General features: G+C 41.9%; 29 protein-coding genes. 12 read left to right on the top strand and 17 right to left on the bottom strand.

Annotated elements, in window-relative coordinates; all coding sequences use genetic code 11:
• Window positions 1-19 precede the first annotated feature (19 nt).
• On the bottom strand, window positions 20-406 hold the full coding sequence (locus FFM84_RS02265) for an EbsA family protein (RefSeq protein ID WP_130843615.1): 387 nt from the start codon (window positions 404-406) through the stop codon (window positions 20-22).
• 34 nt (window positions 407-440) lie between these two features.
• Between FFM84_RS02265 and FFM84_RS02260 the strand changes: the two genes are divergently transcribed.
• Entirely contained in the window at window positions 441-821 is a 381-nt protein-coding gene (locus FFM84_RS02260) for a ribonuclease HI family protein (protein WP_130843616.1), read from the top strand.
• A gap of 2 nt (window positions 822-823) precedes the next feature.
• Here FFM84_RS02260 and FFM84_RS02255 read toward each other — a convergent pair whose 3' ends face one another.
• Window positions 824-1,927: an NAD(P)/FAD-dependent oxidoreductase gene (locus FFM84_RS02255; RefSeq protein WP_130843617.1), complete on the bottom strand. Its 1,104-nt coding sequence runs from the start codon at window positions 1,925-1,927 to the stop codon at window positions 824-826.
• A 227-nt stretch (window positions 1,928-2,154) separates the two neighbouring features.
• On the opposite strand from FFM84_RS02255, the gene FFM84_RS02250 reads away from it, so the two are divergent.
• From FFM84_RS02250 to FFM84_RS02235, 5 genes are all read left to right on the top strand, one after another.
• Window positions 2,155-2,556, top strand: coding sequence for a helix-turn-helix domain-containing protein (locus FFM84_RS02250; protein WP_165444373.1), 402 nt, complete (start codon window positions 2,155-2,157; stop codon window positions 2,554-2,556).
• 156 nt (window positions 2,557-2,712) lie between these two features.
• Window positions 2,713-3,444: an ABC transporter ATP-binding protein gene (locus FFM84_RS02245; protein WP_130843619.1), complete on the top strand. Its 732-nt coding sequence runs from the start codon at window positions 2,713-2,715 to the stop codon at window positions 3,442-3,444.
• Window positions 3,438-4,193 (top strand): FtsX-like permease family protein, encoded by a 756-nt coding sequence (locus tag FFM84_RS02240; RefSeq protein ID WP_130843620.1) that lies wholly within the window; start codon window positions 3,438-3,440, stop codon window positions 4,191-4,193. Before FFM84_RS02245 ends, FFM84_RS02240 begins: the two co-directional genes overlap by 7 nt.
• Window positions 4,194-4,202: 9 nt before the next feature.
• On the top strand, window positions 4,203-4,349 hold the full coding sequence (locus tag FFM84_RS16045) for a hypothetical protein (RefSeq protein ID WP_170179869.1): 147 nt from the start codon (window positions 4,203-4,205) through the stop codon (window positions 4,347-4,349).
• A 111-nt stretch (window positions 4,350-4,460) separates the two neighbouring features.
• Entirely contained in the window at window positions 4,461-4,763 is a 303-nt protein-coding gene (locus tag FFM84_RS02235) for a hypothetical protein (protein ID WP_130847273.1), read from the top strand.
• A 51-nt stretch (window positions 4,764-4,814) separates the two neighbouring features.
• On the opposite strand, the gene FFM84_RS02230 is transcribed toward FFM84_RS02235, so the two are convergent.
• Together FFM84_RS02230 and FFM84_RS02225 are read right to left on the bottom strand one after the other, a co-directional pair.
• Window positions 4,815-6,134, bottom strand: coding sequence for a DUF5776 domain-containing protein (locus FFM84_RS02230; protein WP_130843622.1), 1,320 nt, complete (start codon window positions 6,132-6,134; stop codon window positions 4,815-4,817).
• 347 nt (window positions 6,135-6,481) lie between these two features.
• Window positions 6,482-7,084 (bottom strand): nitroreductase family protein, encoded by a 603-nt coding sequence (locus tag FFM84_RS02225; RefSeq protein ID WP_130843623.1) that lies wholly within the window; start codon window positions 7,082-7,084, stop codon window positions 6,482-6,484.
• 197 nt (window positions 7,085-7,281) lie between these two features.
• Between FFM84_RS02225 and FFM84_RS02220 the strand changes: the two genes are divergently transcribed.
• Window positions 7,282-7,752, top strand: coding sequence for a hypothetical protein (locus tag FFM84_RS02220; protein WP_130843624.1), 471 nt, complete (start codon window positions 7,282-7,284; stop codon window positions 7,750-7,752).
• A 9-nt stretch (window positions 7,753-7,761) separates the two neighbouring features.
• Window positions 7,762-8,457 carry a GGDEF domain-containing protein gene (locus FFM84_RS02215; RefSeq protein ID WP_130843625.1) on the top strand — a complete coding sequence of 232 codons (696 nt, stop codon included), beginning with the start codon at window positions 7,762-7,764 and terminating at the stop codon, window positions 8,455-8,457.
• 51 nt (window positions 8,458-8,508) lie between these two features.
• Here FFM84_RS02215 and FFM84_RS02210 read toward each other — a convergent pair whose 3' ends face one another.
• Both FFM84_RS02210 and FFM84_RS02205 read right to left on the bottom strand, forming a co-directional pair.
• Window positions 8,509-8,976, bottom strand: coding sequence for a Dps family protein (locus FFM84_RS02210; RefSeq protein ID WP_130843626.1), 468 nt, complete (start codon window positions 8,974-8,976; stop codon window positions 8,509-8,511).
• Window positions 8,977-9,065: 89 nt separating this feature from the next.
• Window positions 9,066-9,980 (bottom strand): prenyltransferase, encoded by a 915-nt coding sequence (locus FFM84_RS02205; RefSeq protein WP_130843627.1) that lies wholly within the window; start codon window positions 9,978-9,980, stop codon window positions 9,066-9,068.
• Between the two features lie 172 nt (window positions 9,981-10,152).
• Here FFM84_RS02205 and FFM84_RS02200 point away from each other — a divergent pair, with 172 nt between their 5' ends.
• The gene (locus FFM84_RS02200; protein ID WP_174795750.1) at window positions 10,153-12,180 is read left to right on the top strand and encodes a KUP/HAK/KT family potassium transporter; all 2,028 of its coding nucleotides are present in this window, start codon (window positions 10,153-10,155) and stop codon (window positions 12,178-12,180) included.
• Window positions 12,181-12,228: 48 nt separating this feature from the next.
• Here FFM84_RS02200 and FFM84_RS02195 read toward each other — a convergent pair whose 3' ends face one another.
• The 9 genes from FFM84_RS02195 to FFM84_RS02155 all read right to left on the bottom strand — a co-directional run bounded on the left by FFM84_RS02195 (window position 12,229) and on the right by FFM84_RS02155 (window position 19,981).
• On the bottom strand, window positions 12,229-12,837 hold the full coding sequence (locus FFM84_RS02195) for a response regulator transcription factor (RefSeq protein ID WP_130843628.1): 609 nt from the start codon (window positions 12,835-12,837) through the stop codon (window positions 12,229-12,231).
• Between the two features lie 4 nt (window positions 12,838-12,841).
• Window positions 12,842-13,954, bottom strand: coding sequence for a sensor histidine kinase (locus FFM84_RS02190; protein WP_371852211.1), 1,113 nt, complete (start codon window positions 13,952-13,954; stop codon window positions 12,842-12,844).
• Complete coding sequence (locus FFM84_RS02185) at window positions 13,941-14,690, bottom strand: ABC transporter permease (RefSeq protein ID WP_130843630.1); 750 nt, start codon at window positions 14,688-14,690, stop codon at window positions 13,941-13,943. The genes FFM84_RS02190 and FFM84_RS02185 overlap by 14 nt, the downstream gene beginning before the upstream one ends.
• Window positions 14,687-15,574, bottom strand: a complete 888-nt coding sequence (locus FFM84_RS02180) for an ABC transporter ATP-binding protein (RefSeq protein WP_130843631.1) — start codon at window positions 15,572-15,574, stop codon at window positions 14,687-14,689. Before FFM84_RS02180 ends, FFM84_RS02185 begins: the two co-directional genes overlap by 4 nt.
• Window positions 15,575-15,821: 247 nt before the next feature.
• On the bottom strand, window positions 15,822-17,807 hold the full coding sequence (locus FFM84_RS02175) for a hypothetical protein (protein WP_130843632.1): 1,986 nt from the start codon (window positions 17,805-17,807) through the stop codon (window positions 15,822-15,824).
• Window positions 17,808-17,967: 160 nt separating this feature from the next.
• Window positions 17,968-18,243 (bottom strand): hypothetical protein, encoded by a 276-nt coding sequence (locus tag FFM84_RS02170; protein WP_130847281.1) that lies wholly within the window; start codon window positions 18,241-18,243, stop codon window positions 17,968-17,970.
• A gap of 172 nt (window positions 18,244-18,415) precedes the next feature.
• Window positions 18,416-18,778 carry a hypothetical protein gene (locus tag FFM84_RS02165; RefSeq protein ID WP_130843634.1) on the bottom strand — a complete coding sequence of 121 codons (363 nt, stop codon included), beginning with the start codon at window positions 18,776-18,778 and terminating at the stop codon, window positions 18,416-18,418.
• A gap of 114 nt (window positions 18,779-18,892) precedes the next feature.
• Complete coding sequence (locus FFM84_RS02160) at window positions 18,893-19,534, bottom strand: NAD(P)H-binding protein (RefSeq protein ID WP_130843635.1); 642 nt, start codon at window positions 19,532-19,534, stop codon at window positions 18,893-18,895.
• Between the two features lie 15 nt (window positions 19,535-19,549).
• Window positions 19,550-19,981, bottom strand: a complete 432-nt coding sequence (locus tag FFM84_RS02155) for a DUF2255 family protein (RefSeq protein WP_130843636.1) — start codon at window positions 19,979-19,981, stop codon at window positions 19,550-19,552.
• A 75-nt stretch (window positions 19,982-20,056) separates the two neighbouring features.
• Between FFM84_RS02155 and FFM84_RS02150 the strand changes: the two genes are divergently transcribed.
• Window positions 20,057-20,941, top strand: coding sequence for a LysR family transcriptional regulator (locus FFM84_RS02150; protein WP_130843637.1), 885 nt, complete (start codon window positions 20,057-20,059; stop codon window positions 20,939-20,941).
• A 49-nt stretch (window positions 20,942-20,990) separates the two neighbouring features.
• Here FFM84_RS02150 and FFM84_RS02145 read toward each other — a convergent pair whose 3' ends face one another.
• Window positions 20,991-21,557 carry a sugar O-acetyltransferase gene (locus FFM84_RS02145; RefSeq protein ID WP_130843638.1) on the bottom strand — a complete coding sequence of 189 codons (567 nt, stop codon included), beginning with the start codon at window positions 21,555-21,557 and terminating at the stop codon, window positions 20,991-20,993.
• A 286-nt stretch (window positions 21,558-21,843) separates the two neighbouring features.
• On the opposite strand from FFM84_RS02145, the gene FFM84_RS02140 reads away from it, so the two are divergent.
• Both FFM84_RS02140 and FFM84_RS02135 read left to right on the top strand, forming a co-directional pair.
• Complete coding sequence (locus FFM84_RS02140) at window positions 21,844-22,881, top strand: zinc-binding dehydrogenase (protein ID WP_130843639.1); 1,038 nt, start codon at window positions 21,844-21,846, stop codon at window positions 22,879-22,881.
• Window positions 22,882-23,070: 189 nt separating this feature from the next.
• Window positions 23,071-24,051 (top strand): cation diffusion facilitator family transporter, encoded by a 981-nt coding sequence (locus FFM84_RS02135; protein ID WP_225425229.1) that lies wholly within the window; start codon window positions 23,071-23,073, stop codon window positions 24,049-24,051.
• Between the two features lie 36 nt (window positions 24,052-24,087).
• Here the strand turns inward: FFM84_RS02135 and FFM84_RS02130 are convergent, their stop codons facing one another.
• Entirely contained in the window at window positions 24,088-25,266 is a 1,179-nt protein-coding gene (locus FFM84_RS02130; protein WP_130843641.1) for a multidrug effflux MFS transporter, read from the bottom strand.
• Between the last annotated feature and the right edge of the window lie 279 nt (window positions 25,267-25,545).

Genomic DNA, 25,545 nt, shown 5'->3' with positions numbered 1-25,545 from the left:
TTTATAAAAGTTCGGATATTTAGTTTTGTTGTGCCAATTCAATCAACTGTTGGCGGCTTTTCTTCGTCATTAGAAATTGATATTGATTGCCATCAACCTGAACCAACACACCGCCACGAATGGCCTGAATCGTTTCTAATTGATCACGTGGAATCACTAGCCAAGTACGATTAAACACTGTGCTAAAGATCATCAGATTGCGATCAATTGAGACCCGACGTAAACTGATTTGGATAGCCACTAATGTGATGAAGACGACACCAATGACAACAAAAGGCCATTTGAACGTCAAGGTTTCCAACCACCAAATGATCCCAATCATTAAGACGAGTAAGGTCCACGACCAAACAGTTAGACTTGATAATAGATTTGGTTGATACTTAAAGGTATGCTTAGAATTACTCACAGATTTAAATTCCTTTCGAATGGAGCGATGACTCATGCAATTATATACTGATGCCGCAACTAGCCCAACCGACCAACACAGTGCGGCTGGCATCTTGCTAGTGAATGATGGTCAACAACACCAATTTAAACAAATTTTGCCTACCAGCGATAATCATACCGCTGAATTTTTAGCCGCAATCGCTGGTTTTAAAACACTTTTAGACCAATTCGGTCCGAATCAAGCCGTTTTCTTTTTTACCGATAGTAAAATCGTCGCCGAAAGTGTCAGCAAGGCCTACAGCAAAAACTTTGCGGTCGAACTACAAACTTTGCTGCACTTACAAGACCAATGCCAAGTCGTGATTACGCGATGGATTCCAGAAAGTCAGAACCACGGCGCTCATCAATTGGCGCAACAAGGCTTACATTTATAAATTTAATCGGCTTCTTCTAAATAATTTTCGATTGGTAATTGATACTGATCCCAATCATGTTGACCAGTTTGAACATAGTCCGCTAATAATTTACCAATCATCGGACCGGTCGTTAAACCAGATGAACCAAGCCCACTCGCCACTAGAATATCCGGTGTATCAGGTAATGGGCCAAAGAACGGTGCAAAGTCTGGCGTATAGGCTCGTGTGCCGACTTTAACTTGGGTGATTTGATCAGTCGTTAAGTTGTCATCTAATTTTTTGCCACTAGCAAACAAGTCTTCTTCAACCAATGGGGAAACTTGGAGATCATAGCCTTGATCATCTTCATGGGTCGCACCCACGACCAATTTATTGCGCGTAAACGGAATAAAATCTCGTTCACCTTCTGGCATCAAAACCGGTACACTATCTCCCCAAGTTTGCGGCAGTTGTAATTCGATCAACTGCCCTTTTTGTGGCCGCACTTTTGCCACTAACCGCATCGGTAACAATAACGGTTTGAGCCAAGCTCCGACTGCTAAAATCAACGTATCATAGCTTTGTTGCCCATGCGACGTTAATAGCTGTCCTTGATCACCCAGTGAGACTTTGCCCTTATGCCGGACTAAATTACGCTTTTCAGCATATTTTAACAAGTTATGGGCAAACTTATCCCCATCAACCCGCGCACCACCACTGACAAACACACCCGGTTGTGGTGCCGTTAATAATGGCAGTCGTTCTTGCACCTCACTTGCTGTCAACTTTTCAATCGTTCCCATTTGAGGTGCCTTTTGACGACGCGCTAACGCTAATTGATATAAGTCTTCTAGATCAGCAGGATCTTCGCGAGTCACAATCGTGCCGGCTTGCTGATAAACGGAATAACCCATTTGTGTGTCGGCAACAATTTCTGGATACAATGCGGCGCCCGCTTTAGCGAGTTCATACCACCGTTTGTTACGGCGCTTAGATAACCATGGCGAAATAATGCCAGCCGAGTTTTTAGTGGCTTGACCGATGCCTTCATCATAAATCGTGACGCTGATATTGGGGTCGTTACTCAAGTAGTACGCGGTAACTGCTCCCACAATTCCACAACCAATAATCGTTACTTGTTTCATATGATTACCTCCACAACCGTTCTTAGTCTTATTCTAGCATACGCGGACTAACTTCTTATACTCACCATCGAACTATTTCAACAATGTTTAACTAATAGTTGTTAAATCAATTAATTGGTAATAACAATGGTTTCTTACTCAACTTGCTAATTTAGCCCTATCAAATAAATTGTTAGCCTTTTGCTCTTCAAAATGGTGTACTAGAAATGAACAAGGGGGCAAGTTCCATGTCACAAATAATCAGTCAACGAATTAAACAACAACGCCTGGCTAAACATCTCACGCAAGCACAAGTTGCTGAAGCGCTTTTCGTCACACAACAAACTGTCGCTCGCTGGGAGAATGGGCAACATTTACCACCAATCACCGCGTTACAAGATTTAGCCAAACTTTTAGAGGTTGAGCCAGCCTATTTCTTTGGTGAGACAATTGTCGTCAAGAAACAATTTAATTGGATGGCTTTACTCAGTAATCTCATTTTTAATGGTGGGATCTTTATCGTCCTATCATTTGCCTTAATTCCGATCTTCATAAGTATTTGGGGATTAACGTTGGCTAGTCTAGTTGCGCCACTAGCTGTCGGTTGCAAGCTATCGCTGATCAAAGTTTTACTTGGTGGCGTTTATTAGCCAGTCTCGGAACGTGTCTAACTGCCGTCATTGTGAGTCCGATTTTTTGGAAACTCACGTGTTATTTAGGTCGCATCCTAAAAGCCTATTATCGATATAGCTGGCAAACCATTTATTATCCAGTGACCGTACATTCAAAAACGGAGGATCAAACACATGACTAACTTATTAGTGGCACAACACCTTAATAAAACACTTGCGACCACACCACCACGAACCTTATTGCATGATATTAATTTAACCGCTAACGCCGGTGAATTCTTATCAATTGTCGGTCCTTCTGGTTCTGGTAAAACGACCCTACTACGTTGTCTTTCCGGTCTAGATTCTTTAACCAGCGGCAACGTTTGGTTAGGGCAAGAAGCCTTAACCACAATGAAACCAGCCAAATTGGCAAAGTTAAGACGAACAACGGTGAGCTTTCTTTTTCAACAATACAATCTTCTACCAGCGCTAACCGTTTATGACAATTTAGTTTTACCATTACGCCTAGCCAAACGACCAGTCGATCAAAATCAATTAAACCAGTTACTCGCTCAAGTCCACTTAACCGCCAAGCTCAACCAGTATCCCAATACACTTTCTGGTGGCGAACAACAAAAAGTGGCCATTGCCCGCGCCTTATTAGTTAATACGCGTTTAATCTTCGCTGACGAACCAACTGGCGCCCTCGATGCGCAATCTCGGCAAATGGTTTTTAACAATTTGAAAGCGCTAACTACTGCTGGAACTTGTGTCGTGATGGTGACGCATGACCTTGAATTGGCTGCGCAAACTGATTGCGCGATTGTCTTGAAAGACGGTCGGATCACTACGATATTTGATCACCCGACAATGGCGCAATTAGTGCCAGCCCTAGCAGATCATTGGGAGGTGGCCTCATGTTAACCCTTAGTTGGCAACAATTTCGCCGCAACTGGACAACGTGGTGTCTCGCACTTGGCCTATTCATTTTGGCTGGTTGGTTAATCGCGTTTTGCTTAACTGGAATTGTCGATCTCCAACAAGCTTTGCCTCAATTACTGGCCGCTCATCACGATCCGACCCCGTTATTTATGATGCCCTTAGTTTTTGGTGGAATCACGCTGGTTCTAGTTCTAAAAGGCTTAATTCAAATCATACTAACAAAGTTTCAAAATGAGTATCGATTATGGGCCGTCTTAGGTGCCACACCAAACCAATTGGCTCAATTATTGGCAACTCAAATCGCATTATTATCCAGCATCGGAGCTTTAATTGGCTGGTTATTAGCAACCTTTAGTGTCCCTTTTTGTTACTTACAACTACAACAAATTATTGGCTCTAATTGGCTACCTAGTGTCCCATTTCCACCTTCATTAATCGTCGGCGGTCTGACGTTAGGACTGTTAATCGGATTAGGCTGGCTTGGTGGTTATTGGCAAGCACGACGTATCTTGCAACATCAAGCAATACGACCAAATAAATGGTGGCCCATTTTACGCCAACTATTAGCCGTTTTAATACTCCTCAATTTAGGCTGGCAACTTTACAGACTACCACCTCAACCGGTTGATGTGGCTGGTAGTTCCTTAATCCAAGTTTTTTTCAACCTGGTGTTGATCCAAGCCTTACTAGGTACTACTGCTTTAAAACTTGGATTAACATTATTATATTGAGTTGTACCTTTGAAACGACATGTCTTTGCAACTCTCGCTTTCCGACAATTACGGCAACATTTACCTGAAATTGCAATACTAATCGTACCCGGGTTGATTCTGCAAACTGTCTTTGTCGGCATGTGGGATTCCTTATTTGGATTCGTCACAGACTAGCCGATCGATATTGCTAATGCGGTCTTATCTTTAATTGTTTATGTTGGGGCCCCCGCAATTATTGTATCAGCCAACATCCTAACTTTGAGCCTTTTAACGGCCGAACAACCGATGACTGATGACTACCAACTACAAATCATTGGGCTAACAATCACCGAATTACATCAAGTCCATCGTTTGGAAGCTTGGTTAATGGGGATATGTTTCAGCTTGCCAGCCATTATTAGTAATTTGATAATCTATTTAGTGGTCATTCACTTAGCAACAATCGCGACGACAACCGTTAAATTAGGGATTAGTATGCTTACTATTTTTAGCGCACCCGTCATCATTGGTGGCCTAATCATTATTATTCGTCAACTGTTAACTTACGTATGGTGTCAATTTCACAAAAAAACAAGCGTTTGGCTATAGCAAACATCAAAAGTGGCGCCATCTCATTAGAGATAGCGCCACTAGTTTTAACTATTTTGTTTTAACATAATTGTGCAACGCCGTGATGTAATAGCCATCACTCGTCTTGTAATAACGCGACCCAGATGACCGTTTGCCATTCTTAGTAACGGTCAATGTCGTGCCCGTTTTAACCTTTGTGGCTCGATTGGCTTTCTTGAAGCTCGTCTTGCGATACTTGTAAAGGGTCTTAGACGTCTTAACTTGCTTACTACTTGGCACTGATTCGTAATAGGCATGGTTTGAAATCTGGACTTGCGCTGTGATGTAACCACCACTAACTTTAATCCGATATAAATTCCCAGATTTAACCACTTTACCAGTTAATTGCGTGCCCTTTTTATAAGACTTCCCAGTCTTCTTAGTTAACTTAACATCGCTATAAACATTGGCTTTTTTACGTAATTTGAATGCGCCATGTTGACCAATCCAATAACCGGCAACATCTTGCGACTTCACCCATTTATTCAAACCGGACAAGTAAACCAATTGTTTTGATTTACCAGTCGTCACCGATTTAACTGCCGTAATCTTATAAATCTTTTGTTTGGCTGATGATGGGATCGTGGTGCCATCGTAATACTTGCTAGCGACCTTATAAAGATAAGCATGCTGGCTTACACTGTAGCTACTATAGGCATATGTGGTTGCACTCGTTCCTAACCACCAACTCAATGGATGATAGGTTGACACCGAACTCGAACTATATAAAGAATTATCGACATATTTACCAAGTGAAGACAAATAATAGCTATCTGTATATTGCCACAAAGAATATGTAATTGTTGGCTTATAAGAGTAGTTCGCAATCCATTGCCCATCAAAACTCTGACGCGCAGTATTGGCATAAGTGGTTGCAAAACTTTGATAAGAATAAAAAATTAATTTCTTATTGGTTAATGATCGCATCTCGTTATACCAGGCCTTAACGGCGGCATTAGCCGTGCTACTACTCATTGATGTCGATTCAAAATCTAACACGTAAAACTTCGTATTTTTGTTTGACCGTTGATAAAAGGTTTTCGCATCTGTTTTGGCTGTGGCCGTACTCGTAAAGGTTGAATAGTCATATGACCCGAATGGTACACCATACTTCACATACAAGTTTTCATTATTGGTATGATACAGATCTTCATAACTCGTGCCGTATTGGACGCGGTTAATCACAAAATCGGCTTGCGACTTCAAATTTTTAACTTGCGTACTAGTCAACTTACCTTGCCATTCAGAAATATCTGGCACGGCCGCGTTCGCCTTAGTTGTCGTCAGACCAAACGTTAGCAGGCACCCTAGCGCCGCTAGTAGCCAGCCCCACTTTTTATTAATTTTCACAATCACTTCACCTTTCCTTGGACCCTTGAATTAATACCACAAGGTCTATGATAACGGTGAAGTATTGAAATCCTGACACAATCAGTTATCAATCCATTTACAACCTTTTTACAGCATAAACTATCGATTCACCAAATTGTTTTTAGCATACTCATTTGATGGTTTAGCCCCAAAACTAAAGCTTGTTACCGTCAAGAATGAACGATAATTGGTCTTTTAACCATAGCGAGCAAGTCCGGGGAAATGTGGGTCAACTCAGTAAATTTCAATTATTACTTTATTGCTTGTGTATTACAAATGTTAAAAAGCCGCGCAAGACTTTTCAGTCTAACGCGGCTTAAGTTAATTTATTCAAAAATCTTGAAACGATCAGCATCAGCCATGAACTCTTTATCCCCGGCTTCGGCTTCAATTGACCCAAATGGCATTTGTGCCCGTAACTTCCAGTTTGCTGGAATATCAAAGGTCTTAGCAACTTGGTCATCAATCAATGGATTGTAATGTTGTAAGCTTGCACCAAGTTTATTTTCAGCTAAGCTAGTCCAAACACTGTATTGCGCATTGCCTTGTGCTTGTTCGGCCCAATCGGCAAAGTTAGCTGCATATAATGGGAAGTCTACTTCATTTTGCTTAACAATTGACGTATCCGTAAAGTACAAGATCGTCCCATAACCAGCTTTAAAGCTGTTCAACTTTTCAACCGTCTTTTGGTAAGCTGCTTCAGTCGGCACTTCAGACTTCAACCGATCAGCCGTCATGTCCCATAATTGGTCGTGATATTGATTAAATAAAATCACGGCGCGGGTTGTTTGGTTATTGAAAGCCGATGGTGCCAACTTAACTGCGGATTCAATTAAATCCACGATTTCAGCGTTAGATTGGTTAACTGACTTACCTAATGCATAGATGGTCCGGCGTTGTTGTTGTAAAGCTGTGAATTGTGTCGTCATAAATGATCAACTTCCTATCTTTGTTTAAGTTTATAAATTTAGTATATCACTTACTTTTTGTAAGTAAAGTGTTTTGTATTTTAATTTTATGTTTAATTCAATGGTTCAAACAAATTTACGCATTGCATTCCATTAAGGGCTTAAATATTATATAATTAAATTGTTTTCTATTTAACGCTTTGGAAGTGATTATATATATGGATTTAGCTGCAATCTGGTTATCCCTAGTAACCAACGTTTTTAATCTACAAGCCTTAGTTATGGCTCTGATTACCATTGGCTTAATCACCATTATGACCGGTTTGCATTACTTACCCGTTCAGCGGATTCGTTGGACGGCTTTAATCCACGGCATTGAAGTATTTTGTATTCTACTAAGTATGCTACTGTTGCGCCAGATGTATTTGTTATTAAACGCCGACATTGGCGTTGGTTGGGCTTACGTCACTGCACAAATGACAATTATGTTATTTAGCCTATATACTTTTCGATACCGGGCAATTAATATCCTTAATGTCTTAATGCCATTCTTTATTTATGGTCAAAATATTTATTTAGGAAATGGGATTAGTCATCTTGAGGTGTTTTTAGCAATGAGTTTGGTTTTGGCTGGTGCAGTGCTTTACTTCAGTCATCATCAAAACGATATTTTCAACTCTGCCTGGTAGTACTTTATCTTGCAACTGGTTTACGGAGGCGCCTGGTGGTTAATCGTCTGGACCATCAAGCCGTTTCCACTATGGTACTTGTTCAATGATCTTGTCATGTTTTCAGCTTACATGTGGTTCATTCATTGGTTGGTCAAACGTCTCACTGCCTTTATCGATCATTTGGTTCATCTTGATCAACAAGCGAACTATGATGAACTAACGGGGATTCGAAATCGTGCTAATTTTGATAGTATTAGTGCATCAGTCTTTGACTTTTATCAGACTCGGCAATTACCCGTTACCGTGGTCATGTTTGATATTGATCATTTTAAGCAGTTTAACGATCAATATGGCCATTTAACCGGTGATCAAGTGTTAAAACACATTACTCATCTTTTTGAACAGCGTTTACTCAAAGTAACTAGTCATGGGCAACTATTCCGATATGGTGGTGAAGAATTCGTCATTTTATTCCGGGGGCTAACCGCTAGTGACGTTCAAAAGATTATGGTTTCCATTGTGCAATACGGTCGCCAGACACCATTAGTGGTTGACGGTCAGTCATTGAACATTACCGTTTCGATGGGAATTACAGCATTACAACCAACCGATCCTGATTTCAATACTTGGTTAAATCGAGTTGATAAGGCGCTTTATCAAGCTAAACAACAGGGACGTAATCGCGTCACTACTGAAAAAACAACGCAAACGTTTGATGACTAACAAAATTGCCACCAACTGGTTATTTAACCAAGTTGGTGGCAATTTTTTCAATTAGTCGTCAATATCAGGCGCTTGATTCAATTCAGCCCGTAACATCCAGATCCGCTTTTCGAGATCACGTTTGAACCCGATAAATAGATCTTGCGTGCTTAAATCATTTTCCGTATCCGCAACCGTAATGCCCTGTTGGTAAACATCGGCCAAATAACGATAGGCACTGATTAGTCGTTCAAATCGTTCTGTGATCGTCAAATTCCAATCGCCCGGCTCATCCGCGATCCCGGTGTGTGTCGCCATTTCTGTAAGCGTTGAATAAGGCGATCCATCTAAGGTAATCAACCGTTCTGAAATCACATCTAATTGGTCATTAATTTCATCCATATAATCATCCATTAACGGATGCAGTTTCAAAAAGTTAGGCCCACGCATATACCAATGTGTTTGGTGAATGACCATGGCCATCTGGCTCAGATCCGCGACAAGTTGGTTCAGAATTGCTTTTGTTTGTGTATATTGCATTCGTAACACCCACCTTATTTTTGATACCGTTAGTGTAAATAAAGTTAGCGATTTCAGCAACTATTCACCCTTCAATTCATCATTCCTGATCAAAGCCACGCTGCTAAAGCGAATAAAATTGGGTAAGCCAAAAAGAACAAGGTCGCACTTTTAACCGTCGTCATAAAGGTTGTCTTTTTATCAGGCGCTTTGAAAAACGGCCGCATGCCCCGCCAGATAAATGGTAATAACATCACGACCCAAACTGTCAACGTTGGGGCTAGTCCTAAAATGACATTGATGACTGGCCACAATCCACCAATAATCAAAAAAGCCTTCATTAACCGCCGACCACCAGCTGACCCTAAATAATAAGCCAACGTATACCGATGATTCAAAATGTCTTCATCGCGATCCGCAATATTATTCGCTAACTGTAATGTAAAGAAAATTAAGATCAATGGCAAACACAATAAAAAGGTATGGCCGACCAGTGACCAAGTTAACGGGTGCTGACCATAGGTTGAAACGACCACACAAGTCAGTTGAATTAAAAAGGCAATCGCTAACGCCACGACGGTTTCGCAAAATGGCGTGGCATTAATCGGCCGTGGACCTGCCGTATAAAAAATCCCAATTAAATAGCCAATAATGCCAAGGACTGCGACTAGCCAGCCCGTCCGAGCAACTAGCCATAACCCTGGCAACAACGCGATCATGTATAACCCAAGTGCAAGATAAGCCACCCCACGAACTGGTAGCTTAAGCCGACCTAATGGATTCGTCTTTTGCGCATACCCCGTCCGATCATGGGCGTGCTGATAATCATAATAGTTGTCAGATACATTAACCGCCAAATCAAAGATAAATACCGTTACTAAGCACAACCCGACATTGAGCCAATTAACGACCCCAACATAAAGTTGTGCAATCGCTGCGCCTAACACAAACCACATCAAGTTCAGTGGCGCTGTATAAATTTCGGTCAGTTCATAAAAAACTGGCCAGGTTAACCATCGTTTCATCCCCAAATCCCCAATCCTTTATTGATTATTTCCATCATACTGTTAATCTTGCAACTTGCCTACTAAAATCACCTCAAAATTAGCGCATATTAGTAGTCGAAAACGCTTATTTAAAGGATAATACATTTCAAATACTTAGTGTCATTGGAGGTGCGACATTTTGACAACATCAATCAGGCAGAATCGTTCCCGTCCAGCCATTGCTGGCATGCTCATTACCATTGGTATTGTTTACGGCGATATTGGAACTTCACCACTGTACGTCATGCAAGCATTGCTTGGTGATGCCGGGCGTTTAGGCCAATTAACCCCAACGTACATTTATGGGAGCATTTCACTCATTTTTTGGACATTAATGTTGATGACGACGATTAAATATATCTTAATTGCGATGCGCGCCGACAATCATCATGAAGGTGGCATTTTGGCCTTGTATGCCCTCATTCGTAAACGGGCAAAATGGGCGTTGATACCCGCTTTAATCGGTGGTGCCGCGCTCTTAGCTGATGGGACCTTAACACCGGCTGTGACTGTCACTTCCGCAGTTGAAGGCCTAAAGGGACTACGGATTGGGTCGTGGCAATTCAGCGATGATCAACTGATTGTCTTATTAGCCGTTACCGTAATTTTGCTGCTATTATTCATGAGCCAACGCTTTGGTACCGCCTTGATTGGGCACGCCTTTGGACCACTCATGCTCATTTGGTTTAGTTTTATCGCCATTACTGGCTTGATTAATCTAAATGGACATTGGGACTTATTACGCGCCTTATCTCCTACGTATGCATGGCAACTATTAGTGAGTCCAACTAACAAAATGGGGATCTTTATTCTAGGTAGTATCTTTCTAGCCACCACTGGGGCCGAAGCTTTATACTCCGATATGGGCCATGTGGGTCGCATCAATATTTACTGGACCTGGCCCTTCATTTATTTAGCCTTAATGCTAAACTACCTTGGTCAAGGCGCTTGGTTATTAACGCACTACCAAAATCCGGCTTATCAAAATGCAACGAATTTAAACCCATTTTTCGCGATGCTACCGACTGCTTGGCAATTACCGGCGACCATCCTGGCAACCATTGCTGCGGTGATTGCCTCACAAGCTTTAATCACCGGCTCCTTTACCTTGGTTAACGAAGCGATCGGTCTGAAAGTATTGCCACGCTTGCGAATTAATCACCCGAGTCGCATTAAAAGTCAATTGTATATACCAACGGTCAATTGGCTCTTGTGTGCAGGCACCTTAGCGATTGTTTGGTTATTCCAAACGTCACATCACATGGAAGCTGCCTACGGGTTAGCGATTACTTTGACAATGCTGATGACGACCGCATTACTCTTCGAATATATCAAATGGCGTGCCAATCACTGGCTGGCACTCTTAGTTGTTGTTATCTTTGGGAGTATCGAAATGGTCTTCTTAATTGCTAGTCTGACTAAATTCATGCATGGTGGCTACTTCACTGTAATATTAACCATCTTGATCTTGCTTCTCATGTTGACCTGGTATTGGGGCAATCGTTATCGTGAGCGGCTTAGTCTAGGGAGTGAACATCTCAATTTGCGCGACTACCGCAAGCAACTGATGGCATTAAGTGCCGATGAAACTCAACCATTAACCGCAACTAACTTGGTTTATATCACTAAGGTTAGCCCGGATTACCAGGTTAAACGAACCATCTTATATTCGATTTTAGATAAGCGACCGAAACGAGCCCAAGTCTACTGGTTCATTTCAATTACCGAAACGGATGAACCCGATGAGGCTAGTTATACCGTTGATATGATGGGTACTCGCAATATTGTCAACGTTCAACTACGACTGGGCTTCAAACAAGCTCAGCCGATTAGTCAGTATCTCCGGCAAATTGTTACTGATTTATTGGCCGCTAAAGCCATCAATCCCCAATATCCGCACTATACAACGTTGAAAAAGCGACAAGTTGGTGATTTTAAGTTTGTACTCACCAATCAAAAAGCCACGACGTTGAGTTTGGCGCCTCACGTGCGTTGGTGGCAACGCGGTTTAATCGCTGGACGCATCTTTTTACAACGTTTAACGGCATCGCAAGCCACTTGGTATGGCTTAGAGTTTAGCGATGTATTAGAAGAAACCGTACCACTCTTTTTAACACCGCCAACCGCCCCACATTTGGCTCAAACCGCACTAAAACATGTTGCAAAACCAACCGAATAACTAAAAAGGGACTTGCAAGTTCAAGCTGCAAGTCCCTTTTATCTTGGGTTAAACTAACCACTTGTTTTGTTTCGCCAACTTAATGGCCTCTAATCGATTGTGTACACCAAGCTTGCTAAAAATCGCCGACAAATAATTACGCACCGTTCCAGCTGATAAGAATAGATTGGCCGCAATCGTTTTGGTTGGTAGCCCCTTATCCGCTTCGGCTAAAACGGCCAACTCACGTTCCGTCAACGGATTATTATTAGCTGACAACATATTGACGACAAGTTCAGGCGCATAAACGGTTTGGCCCTGCATGACCTTACGAATTGCCTCAATTAAATCATCGCTAGGGCTGTCTTTTAGCAAATACCCCGCTACCTGAGCTGCAACCGCGCGTTCAAAGTAAGCTTTTTGCGCAAAGGTGGTTAAAATAATCACTTTAGTCGTTAGACCAGCGGCCTTAATCCGATCAGCCACATCTAGCCCTAACAAGGCTGGCATTTCAATGTCTAAAATCGCGACTTGCGGCTGCAGCTGTTGAATTTCCGTCCAAGCGGTCACGCCATCGCTGGCTGAACCGACGACATGCAAATCGTCCTCCAATTCCAGTAATTGGGTTAACGCCGAATTTAACATGCTTTGATCTTCTGCTAAATATAACGTGATCATCACTTTACACCTCCTTTGGTAAGCTTAATTGAATTTGGGTGCCACGATGATTGGCTGTGATGTCAAACATCCCGTTGGCTTGGTTCATCCGGGTTTGCATGCCCTGAATACCATTAGAGCCTGGTCGACTTAGCTTGCCACCACGACCATCATCGGTCAGTTGGACTTGATAAGTCGTTTTCGTTTCGCTAAAAGTGATTTGAACTGAATTAGCCTGCGCATGTCGAATCACATTGGTTATCGCCTCAACTAAAACCGCGCTTAAAAGGCCTTGCGTCGCAGTTGGCCACTTAACCGCTAAGTCTTCGCCAGACGTATTGAGACCAACACCCGCACTCACTAAATTTTGATTTTCAATTAGCAACGCTTCACTAATCGATTGCCGATGCAAATCATTGACAATTGAGCGCACTAACTGTAAGTTTTGGCGACTCGTCTGCGCAATATCTGCCAATTCACCGGCCACCCGATCTGGCGCTTTAACTAGTAGTTTTTGCGCTAACTCAGTTTTTAATGTAATCATTGAGAAACTTTGTCCCAATGTATCATGTAAATCGCGCGCAATTCGTTCACGTTCATTTCGTTGAATATACGTTTGTAGTCGCCGATTCGATTGACGTAATTGTCGTTGACGCGCGATTGAACGAGCAAATGTATACGACATAAGTGGCGAGATTAAAGGAAAAATCAGTCCCATCACGCCGCCATTTTGCCAAGAAAACAGTTGTGGATCAACGAGATAAGCGCGAATTAGGCTAATCCCAATAAACGCATAGTACCCACTAATGAACCAGTAAAAATAACGTTTTGGTGACTGTTTGCCTAAAATAAAGCTGACTTGCCAGCCGGGATAGATTATCAAATAGTTATTTAATCCAATGACCGAAAACAAGCCCGTCACTAATAATTCTAGTGGTACCGTTACTCGCCGCCAAGCTCCTTTTTCCACCACTAAGATATATAACACTAAGAATACTGCCAACATCCCCAGCCAAAACCAATCTTGAATGCCTTTGACTGGGACGAACATTGAAATTGAATATGGTAAGTACCCTAGCCAAATATAACTGGTCCATTCGATATTCTTAAATTGTGTCCACCATTTATGCTTTGACAACCCCATTCCCCCGTTTGAGCAATTGTTGCGTCACCACAAGCGCGACCAACGCTAAACCGATGATCCACGCCCCAATTCCCATGATATCTGTTGCTTTTAGTGTACCATGAGTCGTAATTTGGCCCAACAAATCGTTCACAAAATAAGTTGGCATTGTTTTACCGATTGGTCGAAGCCAACTTGGAAGTATGCTCATCGGCCACCACAAGCCACTAATGATCGCCATTGGAAACGTCACGAGGTTACTAATGACACTTAACGTTTCAGCTCGATTTAAGAATGACAGCATCACCCCTAATAAAATAACCGGGAGTTGACCAATCAACGCCGATAATAACACGCCTAACCACTGCCAAATACTGAGGTTCACTTGATTAACGACTACCGCCAAGATTCCCATAACGAGGACTGATATGGCATTCATCACTAAAGTCCAAAAACCAATTGACCCATAATAAGCTTTCAAGCCACCGGGCATAAGTTGCAGCCACTGCAGTAACCCTTCTTCGCGATCATGTAAGAGCATCGCTGCCAACCCGAATATCGCGCTAATTGTGCCGCTATAAACGATCATACTCCCCATGTACTGCGCGTTGAAACTGGCCGGGACAGTGCCTGAAGTCATCACCTTAGTGAATAATAAGTAAAAGCCAGCTGGCATTAAAATGGAGAAAAATTGAAATGAAAAGTTACGTAAAATTAAACGTTTACCGTCAAAAACTAATTGTGCATTCATGCGATGACCCCCTTGGTTAAATGAACGAAGATATCGGCTAATGATTCTCGACTAACGGTGACTTGATGTAATTGTGATAGAAATGGTGTTAGTGCGCCTATAGTGGCATCACCATCTTCACTACTGATGTGTACTGTCTGAACGTCTTGGCTCACCGCAGTCACGCCTGGTAAATCCGTAAATGTGGTTGCTGGCAATTCCGTTTGACACGTAATTTCGACTTGTTGATATTGCTGTTGTAATGCTTGGAAAGTGCCCTGAAAAATGAGTTGCCCGCCTTGTAATAATAAAATCCGGTCGGCCACGTTTTGAATCTCGGGCAAATAGTGACTGGTAATAATCACCGTTTTGCCTTGGGCCTTCAACTTTTTAATTCGTTGCCAAAACGCTTGTTGGGCATTGGTATCCATGGCGACAGTCGGTTCATCTAAAAACAGCAAATCCGGATTGCCAATTAGGGCTAACGCAAAAGTGACTCGACGTTGTTGACCACCAGATAACGTGGCTATTTTTTGATTGGCCAATTTTGTTAAATCTAGCGTAGCCATTAATTCAACCGGTGCAACGGCTTGATCATAACGAGCCGCAGCTAAGGTTAGTAGGTCTTTGACCGTCACGCCACGTAAAACTAAATCACCTTGTAACATTGACCCAATCCGTTGATGTGTCGCCGTTGTTCCCGGTTGTTGACCAAATACCGTGAGTTGGCCTTGTTGAATGGGATGCACGCCTAATAATAAGTTAAGTAGCGTCGTTTTACCGGCGCCATTTTCACCAATTAACCCAATAATTTCCCCCTGCTTAATCGTGAGTGACAGACCTTTTAAGACTGCCTGTTTACCATAACTGAATTCAATATCGTTAGCTTCAATCAATGCTGCCATGTTAACGACCCCCTTTTGGAATAACTTAAGTCTATCAGGATCATTGCGGTGACTACAGTTGCCTTTGTCACGATTATGATATGACAAATGTCATCTTTTCACTTTTGGGTTGGTTGGTGTCGTCAAAGATTAACACTTTATAAATCTAGTTTACATAATTTTAATTATTAATAGTAAATTTATTGAAATAAAAAAAGCTGATCTACTATCGATCAACTTTTCATTAAAATTATCGTGCTAATCAAATCTAATAGTAATACGACAATAATCCGGTTAAATTATTGTAAGTTGCTGATTTTTTGCTTGGAATATCACCTAAACAACCTGAAAAGTCACCGTAACCTTCACCGACTTGCGAATCATTTAAGTCTTGAACACAATCGTTATACATATCTTTGTCACCCACCGTTGAAGCGATCATTGCAGCAATCGCATATGACGATGCAGCCGAGTTCTTTTCGACTGGTGTTCCGTCGGTGTAGTAGTTATTGTAAAGCGTTCGATCATGTACATGGGCCTTTACCCAACTAATGCTTGCGGGCTTAGCCTGACCAATTTGTGCTAGATGCAAAATAACTAGCAGACTATCAATAGCGTTAACCTCACCCTTAGCTTCTGGCAACGTTGAGTATTCACCCTTCTTGTAACCATTCATATCACCATAATAGTAATAAGTTTGATACCAGGGGAAATCATCACCCAAATAGCCACCCTTAAGTGTTTTTAATTGAGCATCATAGTCAGCTTGACTCCAACCGCCGATACCATAAATATATTTCAATTCTTGCATATCCAAGTAGCTAAGACGAATGGCTGGTTCTTTGGTTCCATCAGTAAAGCTAGTTCCATCAATCATCTTGCCGTCTAATAATGAATACTTTTTGAAGCCGGCCGTTAGTTTTTTAATTTCGACCGCCCGAGCGTCCGAAGGTGACTTAGCTTGCATCATGGTCAATGCACGCATAATCCGTAAATCATCTAATGAGGCATTACCCGGTTTGCGATCTTTAGTCCGGGTGTTGTACATCCAGTAAAATGAGCCATCATCATTTGAGAACGTTTTTTTAACCTGAGCATAATAGTTATCAAAAGCCGTTGCATCCCCTTGCATCGCTAATATTTCCAGATACAAGCCTGATGATTCGGTAATCTGATTAAACATGTCCGAATCCGTATCGGCATCTGCCTTTTCAGCTTCCGTCATATATCCAGAATAAATACCAGTATCAGTCATCATTGTATTCTTCATGTAGTTTTCTAAGGCATCAACCTTACTAGAAACAACATTGCTGTTATCCTTACTCAATTGAGTAATATTACCTACTTCGGATGGTGAAATCTCGTCCATCGGATCTGTGACAGTCTTATCCGGTTCGGGAACATTAAACTTCAATGTATTCCAGGTCGCATATGACGCACCTGACGTTGACGCATTAACCGAAAATTGAATTTGAACAGTGGTAGCAGCTGTTATCTTACTTAAATCCAATTCAATTTGCTTCTTATCCGTGTTTACTACTGGTTTTAAGTCATCCGTACTTGAATACTTGATACTAACTGTCGGTGTTGCATCCGCATAAGTGCCGTCCGATTGTTTGAATCCTTTGAAGAATACACTAAATGGAATTGTTGCGCTGGTTTTATCATCACTATACTTCAACTGACTCTCTTTTAAGGTATATGTCCCACTAATCGATTGCCCAGCAAAACCATAATTAAGGTCAGTATATGTCTTAGTGGTATTTGTGAAATTAACTTTTGACGATAATACCCAGTCTGGACTATCGGCAGTTAAGGCATAGTTACCTAAGCCTAACGAGTACAGACTATCAGTAGTACCAGGCATCTTGTCTGGTACTTTTGTGATTGTGTTACCACTGAAATCTGCTTGAATTAATCCTGTAGCGTATTGCAAACCAGATAAGTCAGTAATATCAGTCGTATTGACATGCAAATAGCGAAGATCGGCTAACATAACAGGTGTTATTTGACTAATTTCAGTTGTGTCATAACCACCATTAGTATTTGCCGACTGACTCAAATCATGTAAAGCATCATAAACCGTCTTTTGTAACGCCTTATCTGGCATCCAAGTATCAATGCTGTCATCGGCCGTTACACTACTATTTGTGGTGTCCGCAAATGCAATCTGTGTGGTTGAACAAACAAAAACACTCCCAGCTACCATTGTTAGTAGCAAAGCTATCCCCATAGCCTTAGTAAAAGCTTTCATAAACGCTCCTCCGATTTATTAAATTATTTATATAACCATACTAGATGGTTATATACTTCCACTTTCAAAACAATCAGATTACGTATTTATCTGTAAGTAAAATACGGCGGTAAGAAATGAACCATGTTGATCTTTACTTGGCTGACGACGAACATCTCAGTTACCAATCCACTAACCTTGGCAACACTGCATCTGACAACATTTTATCAGCCCAAACACTTAGAGACTTGGTGATTTTTGCTAACAACTTAAATATTAAACTGATTTTTGATGTCGATACGCTACCTACTATCAGATGAAATACATCGGTAATAAAGACGACGATCACTATATCATCAACCATTTGAACAATATTTACCAGCCGAATATTTTCAACAGATTTGACGGCAATGGCAATAACCAAAACTGATATCATTGCGACCTTTATTTCGCGCATGAACAATCTCTCAACAAATTTTTTAGATACAAAGTGATCCACCATGTTTGAACATAAAATTCAATCGTGGTGGATCAATTTAATTCGAAACAAGCAAGTATTTTATTTTTAACGATTATTATATGACTGCTGATATCGCTATGGTAGCCAGTTAAAAAATGGTAACCCTAAGCTAGTTAAAATCTTGGCGACCTTTTAAACATTGATAACCCCATAACGTCACCAAGATCAAAAAGGCTAAAATGATCACATCCACATAACTAAATGCCCGTGGCGTAAGCGGATTCTGAAAGAAGAAGTACCCTAAAATCGGCGCATACGTAAACTTTAACCGATATAATTGACGTTTAATTGGTGCCGCTAATGATTGTTTCAACTGAAGCTGTAATCCGGCGATGATAAGCCAACTTAAAACCTCAGCGGTGGCAATCATTTCAATCGCGCCAGCTGCATGGGTCGCGTTTGCGTACAACCCAATGATTAAGATCCCATAAACAAATCCCAACAGTCGTTTGGATCTGACAATTCCTAACATTCGTTCAGCCCCCTTGCTTAGTCTCAAGTATAAAGCAAGGCAAGTGAAAAAGAACTAACAACTTGGTCCAATATCAATTTAACGTCTCGATTTGAACAAGACTGATCTTATTTCCTAAAACCAGCTAGGTTTGTCACCATCCGTATTAGGCCTATTCAACCCAACACTAGCCCGTTCAGCTAATTTGGGATTTTCGATCAGCTTAAAAGCATAATCAGCCACACTGGCCCGCGAAACTTCCGTACCTTTAAATGGTTCATCTAAATTAGTCGTCTCATAATCAATTTCAGGTTGATCCGTCAACCAAGCCGGGCGTAACTCCGTATAGACAATATCGGAAGCTGCTAGTAATTTCGCTGCTTCACGGAATCCTGGCAAAAAGGCCGCAATCGCTTGTTCGTTCCAGTTGCCAAACTTTCCGGGAACTTCATGGTGGGCACCTAACGCACTGATAAAAATTAAGCGCGTCTGGTTAGCTTCGTGCATTGCTGTCAAAATGCTTTGCGTTTGTTGTCCCAAATCGGTCCCACCGACATTGGAATAAACCACATCAACGCCTTGCATCGCTAACCGTAATGCTGCTGTATCTAAAACATTGCCATCCACTAAGGTCACCCGTGGATTAGTTTCATATTGAGCTAATCGATTCGCTTGCCGCAAGAATAAAACCAGCTTATCTGTTGTTTCCGCTAGCAATCGTTCAATTAAAATTCGAGCGGTACCACCATTGGCACCAATAATCATGATTTTTTTCATTTTTAAGTTCCTTTCTTATCTTGGGACGATCTCTAAGGTTGACGCTTTAGGCCCTGCCTGAATCATTGCTGTTAAATACGGGCTAGTCGCATATTTGCGTTGATAGGCCCGGTCAATCTCGGTATTTAAACGACCGCTATCGACAGCTACAAAACCGATGTCATAATTAGCTCCCGCCAAATACATCCGTCCAGCTCGCTGCTTAACCGCCGAACGATGCCAACGAGAGTTCAGCCCGTTCCAAGCCCGTACATATAATCGACCATCCACAACGACCGACCAAATCCAGGTTGGCGTGCCATAAGTCTTCCCATCGCTATAAAATGGCGACACGCGGAAATCATCAGCCGTAGCAAAAGCTTTTAACTGTTCCGTTTGCCAATGCTTTGTAACATGACTATTCACCACTTTAAAGACCTCCTCGTTTAACTTAACAATATCTAGCATAAGGGTTGACACTATTCATGTCTAATGCTTAGATTAAATCATTAAGTATACGGATTAAATATAGGAGTGACTTAAATGGAATTACGAGTATTACGCTATTTTCAAGCAGTCGTCCAGGAGCGAAATATTAGTCGAGCTGCGCTACGGTTGCATGTGTCACAACCAACCATCTCACGACAATTACATGATTTAGAAACTGAATTAGGCATCGTTTTATTCGAACGTGGTAGCCGCAACATTCAATTAACTGATAGCGGTGACTATTTCGCCAATCAAGTGAATCAAATTTTAGCGCTAACCGATAAGACGCTAGCCAATATTCATGAAGAACAAGATATTAGTGGCAATATTGTCATTGGTAGCGCCGAAGCATGCAGCTTCTTAACGATTGCACAAACCATTAATGAGCTACAAAAACACTATCCACATATTCAAACCGATATCATTAGCACGAATGCTGATCAAATTCGAACTAACATCAAATCCGGCTATTATGATTTCGGGATCGTCATGGAACCCGGTGACAAAACCGGTTATGATTTCATGCGGTTGCCTGGTGAAAGTCGTTGGGGACTCCTCGTTACCAATCACTCGCCGTTAGCGACTAAAGATCATGTCGACTTAACCGATTTAGCGCATGAAAAGCTGATTATTTCTAGTCAACATGGTATGACTGAACTCTTAAACGATTGGCTAGGCGGCAGCGCCACCAAAATGAATGTTGTGGCAACATACAATTTGCTTTATAACGCGTCCCTGATGGTCGCTGCTGGCGTGGGAAGTGCCCTGTGTATTGATGGAATTGTCAATACCAATCAATCTGACTTAACCTTTGTCCCATTTGCTCCAAGATTAACGGCCAGCACCAGTCTTGTTTGGCATCATGGTCAACGCCATTCGGCCGCAGCAGAAGCGTTCTTAAAACAATTGTCAGCTGATATTAATCAACCATTGCCATAACAAAATCCTGTCGACTTTATCATCGACAGGATTTTTTATCAATTTAGGTTCACGATTCTTTAATACCACGAATAACCTTAGCCGGTGTCCCAACCACCACCATATTGGCTGGGACATCTTTAGTAACAATCGCTCCGGCGCCAATGATGGCATTTTCGCCAATCGTGACGCCTGGTAAAACCGTCACGTTAGCACCTAACCAAGCGCCCTTACCAATATGAACCGATGCACAATGTAAATTTCGACGAGATGCTGGATTTTCTTCATGATTGACCGAGACTAAAGTGACATTTGGCCCAATCAATACTCGATCACCAATATAAATACCCCCGAGATCAACAAACATCGCATTGCGATTGATAAACACATGCTGACCTAGATAAATATGGGCACCAAAATCAGTATTGAATGGCGGCTTGATCGCAGTTGTTGGTGACACCTTTTGTCGTGTAATTTGACTCATCAGCTGTGTAATCTCACTATCGGTATGATAACGAGTATTTAATTGAATTAAAAATTTTGTATTTTCATTGGCAATCTTAGGAATAACTTGATATTCCAGCGATTGAAAATCAACTTCATCTCCAGCCAATGCTCGTTTAAGAATTACATCCATTATTTTTCCTCCCCATGTTCTTATTGACGACAGTGATATTGATCATTAGTAGTTGTGGCTAATACGGACTGGCTTAATAGCATGAAGCTAGTTTAAGATCACTAACAATCAATGTAAAATGCTTATAGTAAATGCTCTTATATAGTCAAAAAGCATAGAATTGATATGTCATCTACCTATATCAGCCCATTCATAATAGGTATTAGTAATTAAATCGAGTTTTATTTATACTTAAATTTAGTGACAACTATTTCTAAACCGATTAGCCTAAAAGGAGACATTAATTATGAAAAGTACGGTATTTGTAAAACCTGGTCAAGTGGCTCTAGAAGATATCGACAAACCAACAATTCAAGCCGATGACGATGTCATTATTCATGTCGTCAGAACTTGTGTTTGTGGGTCTGATCTCTGGTCATATCGTGGTCTAGAAGAAAAAGCCCCACATTCAGAAAATGCGGGGCATGAAGCAATCGGGATCGTTGACTCAGTTGGTTCAGCAATTACTACTGTGGTTCCCGGTGATTTCGTTATTGCGCCTTTCACCCATGGTTGCGGTCACTGTCCAGCTTGTCTCGCCGGTTTTGATGGCGACTGTCAAAATCATCAAGACAACTTTAGCAACGGGGTTCAAGCTGAATATGTCCGGTTCCAACATGGCGAATGGGCGCTGATTAAAGTTCCTGGTCAACCAAGTGATTACAGCGATGCCATGCTTAACTCGTTATTAAGCTTAGCCGATGTCATGGCAACCGGTTATCATGCTGCACGCGTAGCTAACGTTAAAACCGGCGATACGGTTGTCGTGGTTGGTGACGGTGCCGTCGGTCTTTGCGGTGTGATTGCAGCTAAAATGCGCGGTGCCAAACGCATTATTGCCATGAGTCGCCATGAAGATCGGCAACAATTAGCGCTTGAATTTGGCGCGACAGATATTGTCGCTGAACGTGGCGACGAAGCCGTTAAACGGGTCCAAGACTTAACGAATGGCGCAGGTGCTGATGCCGTTCTTGAATGTGTTGGGACCGAATTATCAAACGAAACGGCCATGAACGTTGCTCGTCCCGGTGCCATTGTCGGCCGCGTGGGCTTGCCACATGAACCAAAAATGGACATGACCGCTTCATTTTATAACAACATCATCATTGCTGGTGGTCCCGCTTCAGTGACTACCTATGACAAACAACTTCTACTAAAAGCCGTTTTAGATGGTGATATTCATCCCGGTAAAGTATTCACGAAACAATTCCAGTTATCAGAAATCAATGCCGCTTATCAAGCGATGACGAATCGTGACGCGATTAAGTCACTGGTGTTAATTTAATAATAATGACCTAACAAACGTCGATCAATCGTGTTTGCCATTTGGCAACGACTATTGATCGACGTTTTAGTTTTGTAAAGTGATCGAAGCTACTTAATTGTAAAATTCAAGAATTTTGACGTCTCAATGAGTATCATCAGTAGGCATCTAACTTTGAATCTCCTATGCTTACTTTGGGAAGTGATGACCATGCCACCAACACACGATTGGCACACAGTACAGCAACAAGTCATTAAAAACTTACGGGCGGCGCGCCATCATTTATGGGGCAATGTCATCGTTTATCTAGGATTATTCTTAGTTGAATATCTCTACGCAAACATCGGTCACTCACAAACATTGCGTGCCGATGCGTTCAACAATTTATCCGGTATTATTAGCACCGGGCTCTTACTAACCGGCTTATTTATCGCCACTAAAACTCACGACGATGACCTCATGGGTGCCCCAATTTCGCCAGCCGAACAGGCCTCATTAGGACCACGAATTCAACAGTCACGTTTTCGCTTTGAAACGGTTTATACCTTGATCGCTGGTGTGGTCATGATTGCGATCGCAATCGAAATTATCGGTAGCGGTCTACTCACGCTACTCAATCCCACAACTATCAAGACAACGTTGCCGATTGCCGGTATCGGTGCCGGCATTTCTGGGATGGTGCTCTTTATTTTATGGGGGTTTAATCACTACTGGAGTCGCAAACTAAACAATGCCGCGTTGATTGCAGCTAGCCGTGATACATTTAGCGATGCCTTAACGAGTCTGGTCACCGTATTAACGGTCTTAGGCACCACGTTACTAAAAGTGACCTGGTTAGATAGCCTGACAAGTATTGCTTTAGGGATCTATATTCTTCATTCTGGTATCGGTATTTTTAGCACCAGTAGTTTAAACCTGGTTGACTATTTTGATCCTTACTTGGAAGCCCAATATCAAGAAAAAATTGAGACGCTTCCACCAGTCGTTCAAGTCACTTTCCTGAAAGCGCATTATGATGGTAGCTTAATCATGTTAAGCGTCATTATTGCCGTTGACGGCAATATGACGGCCAACCAAATCTATCAATTAACCCAACGGATCAACACGTTGATGTGGGCAAAATTTAGCGTCATGGAAACCGATGTCATGATTGTCCCTGCTGGATTAAAGCCAATTTCTGAGAATAGTTAAAAGGCGATGACCAAAAAGTCATCGCCTTTTATGCTGTTAATTAAGTTTAACTTTCATTAACCAATAATATGCACCTAGCATGGCTAAGCTAATAGCCAATAGATAACTTGGTAGCGTCACAATCGATCCGTGGTGCAACCAACTCATTAAGTAGGTCAACACACTGACCAACAAGTAATACGCTAGACTAAACCAACCACTTGCACTACCCATAATCGCTTCATAACCAACTAGCGCCCGATTCAGCGCATTTGGTAACGTTATATTTAGCCCTAGAAATGCCAAAAAAATGAAGACAAGCATCCAACCGGCTTGATTCAAACCGGCCACCACGATTAAGCCAACACTTGCAAGTACGCTCAGTCCTAAACCTGCCAACACCAGTTGTTCCGGCCGATAGTGATTCAACAGTTGCGTCACCATCAATGCCCCTAGCAAACTCGCCGCAGCTAAAACTAAACCTAGCAACCCATATTGCCAGGCGGTAAAACCAAAGTGCGTTTCAAAAATAAACGGCGCTTCAGCATAATAACTAAACAAAATCCCATTAATACCACCAATCAAGCCACCATAGACCCAGACAATCGGATCGTGTCCTAGACGACGCAAGACAGCGCTTTGTCGTGGACGCGACGTTAGTACCGTCAACTCAAGGGTTTCCGGTAATCGCCACCCACAATACATCAACACCACGACTGCCAAACCAATTAACGTGCTAAAGACGTGGCGATAACCTAGCCAAGATTGCACCAGACCACCGATCAACGGTCCAAGTGCTGGCGATAACGCCATAGCCGCACTGGTCTTGGCAAAAATTTTAGCGCCAGTAACGCCACTAAAGCTTTCGCGCATGATCGTTTGCGTCACCACTGAACCAGCACTCGCCCCAAAAGCTTGGACAAGACGAAAACTGATTAACCACAAGAAATTGGTACTAGCAAATAGCCCGATATTACCAATTAAGTAGATGCTAATTCCGGCTAATAAGGCTGGACGGCGCCCCCAATAATCGGCCAACTGACCCCAGACAAGTACCCCGATGGCAAAAGCCACGAAGTAACTGCTCATCGTCAATTGAATCTGACTGGCACTGACTTGTAAAGCACGGCTTAATGCCGGCAAAACTGGTGTAAAGATTGATTCACTAATTTGTGGGAATCCCACTAAAGTGATAATTAATAGTAATGATGGAACTTGTTTTTGGACGTTTTTCATTTAAATTCTCCTAAAAATTTAATTTGCGGAAAAACGTCCTTTTCCATCTACTGCGACACACACTAGAATTTGTTTGTAATTCATCGTGTCACCTCATTTCTGTAAATCATAGACTACGGGAAAAGACACTTAATGTCAACTTGCTATATGCAAAATCTTAACTTTTGGACTAAATAGCCAGCTAACAAATTTGCCAAACAAGGTTGACCTATTCTGACAGTGACTTGTATTATACAATGACTATATCAAAGCTAACTTTTTCCTTGACGATCACGTTTT

The sequence above is a fragment of the Lactiplantibacillus mudanjiangensis genome (assembly GCF_005405385.1).
Lineage (GTDB): Bacteria > Bacillota > Bacilli > Lactobacillales > Lactobacillaceae > Lactiplantibacillus > Lactiplantibacillus mudanjiangensis.
This window is presented reverse-complemented; position numbering and strand designations above follow the sequence as displayed.

Bases quoted from the DNA above. Each gene is read 5' to 3' on its own strand.
- FFM84_RS02260 (WP_130843616.1), top strand. From the start codon at position 441: ATGCAATTATATACTGATGCCGCAACTAGCCCAACCGACCAACACAGT.
- FFM84_RS02255 (WP_130843617.1), bottom strand. From the start codon at position 1,927: ATGAAACAAGTAACGATTATTGGTTGTGGAATTGTGGGAGCAGTTACC.
- FFM84_RS02250 (WP_165444373.1), top strand. From the start codon at position 2,155: ATGTCACAAATAATCAGTCAACGAATTAAACAACAACGCCTGGCTAAA.
- FFM84_RS02245 (WP_130843619.1), top strand. From the start codon at position 2,713: ATGACTAACTTATTAGTGGCACAACACCTTAATAAAACACTTGCGACC.
- FFM84_RS02240 (WP_130843620.1), top strand. From the start codon at position 3,438: ATGTTAACCCTTAGTTGGCAACAATTTCGCCGCAACTGGACAACGTGG.
- FFM84_RS02235 (WP_130847273.1), top strand. From the start codon at position 4,461: ATGACTGATGACTACCAACTACAAATCATTGGGCTAACAATCACCGAA.
- FFM84_RS02225 (WP_130843623.1), bottom strand. From the start codon at position 7,084: ATGACGACACAATTCACAGCTTTACAACAACAACGCCGGACCATCTAT.
- FFM84_RS02220 (WP_130843624.1), top strand. From the start codon at position 7,282: ATGGATTTAGCTGCAATCTGGTTATCCCTAGTAACCAACGTTTTTAAT.
- FFM84_RS02210 (WP_130843626.1), bottom strand. From the start codon at position 8,976: ATGCAATATACACAAACAAAAGCAATTCTGAACCAACTTGTCGCGGAT.
- FFM84_RS02205 (WP_130843627.1), bottom strand. From the start codon at position 9,980: ATGAAACGATGGTTAACCTGGCCAGTTTTTTATGAACTGACCGAAATT.
- FFM84_RS02195 (WP_130843628.1), bottom strand. From the start codon at position 12,837: ATGATCACGTTATATTTAGCAGAAGATCAAAGCATGTTAAATTCGGCG.
- FFM84_RS02185 (WP_130843630.1), bottom strand. From the start codon at position 14,690: ATGAATGCACAATTAGTTTTTGACGGTAAACGTTTAATTTTACGTAAC.
- FFM84_RS02180 (WP_130843631.1), bottom strand. From the start codon at position 15,574: ATGGCAGCATTGATTGAAGCTAACGATATTGAATTCAGTTATGGTAAA.
- FFM84_RS02175 (WP_130843632.1), bottom strand. From the start codon at position 17,807: ATGAAAGCTTTTACTAAGGCTATGGGGATAGCTTTGCTACTAACAATG.
- FFM84_RS02170 (WP_130847281.1), bottom strand. From the start codon at position 18,243: ATGCGCGAAATAAAGGTCGCAATGATATCAGTTTTGGTTATTGCCATT.
- FFM84_RS02165 (WP_130843634.1), bottom strand. From the start codon at position 18,778: ATGTTAGGAATTGTCAGATCCAAACGACTGTTGGGATTTGTTTATGGG.
- FFM84_RS02160 (WP_130843635.1), bottom strand. From the start codon at position 19,534: ATGAAAAAAATCATGATTATTGGTGCCAATGGTGGTACCGCTCGAATT.
- FFM84_RS02155 (WP_130843636.1), bottom strand. From the start codon at position 19,981: ATGCTAGATATTGTTAAGTTAAACGAGGAGGTCTTTAAAGTGGTGAAT.
- FFM84_RS02150 (WP_130843637.1), top strand. From the start codon at position 20,057: ATGGAATTACGAGTATTACGCTATTTTCAAGCAGTCGTCCAGGAGCGA.
- FFM84_RS02145 (WP_130843638.1), bottom strand. From the start codon at position 21,557: ATGGATGTAATTCTTAAACGAGCATTGGCTGGAGATGAAGTTGATTTT.
- FFM84_RS02140 (WP_130843639.1), top strand. From the start codon at position 21,844: ATGAAAAGTACGGTATTTGTAAAACCTGGTCAAGTGGCTCTAGAAGAT.
- FFM84_RS02135 (WP_225425229.1), top strand. From the start codon at position 23,071: ATGCCACCAACACACGATTGGCACACAGTACAGCAACAAGTCATTAAA.
- FFM84_RS02130 (WP_130843641.1), bottom strand. From the start codon at position 25,266: ATGAAAAACGTCCAAAAACAAGTTCCATCATTACTATTAATTATCACT.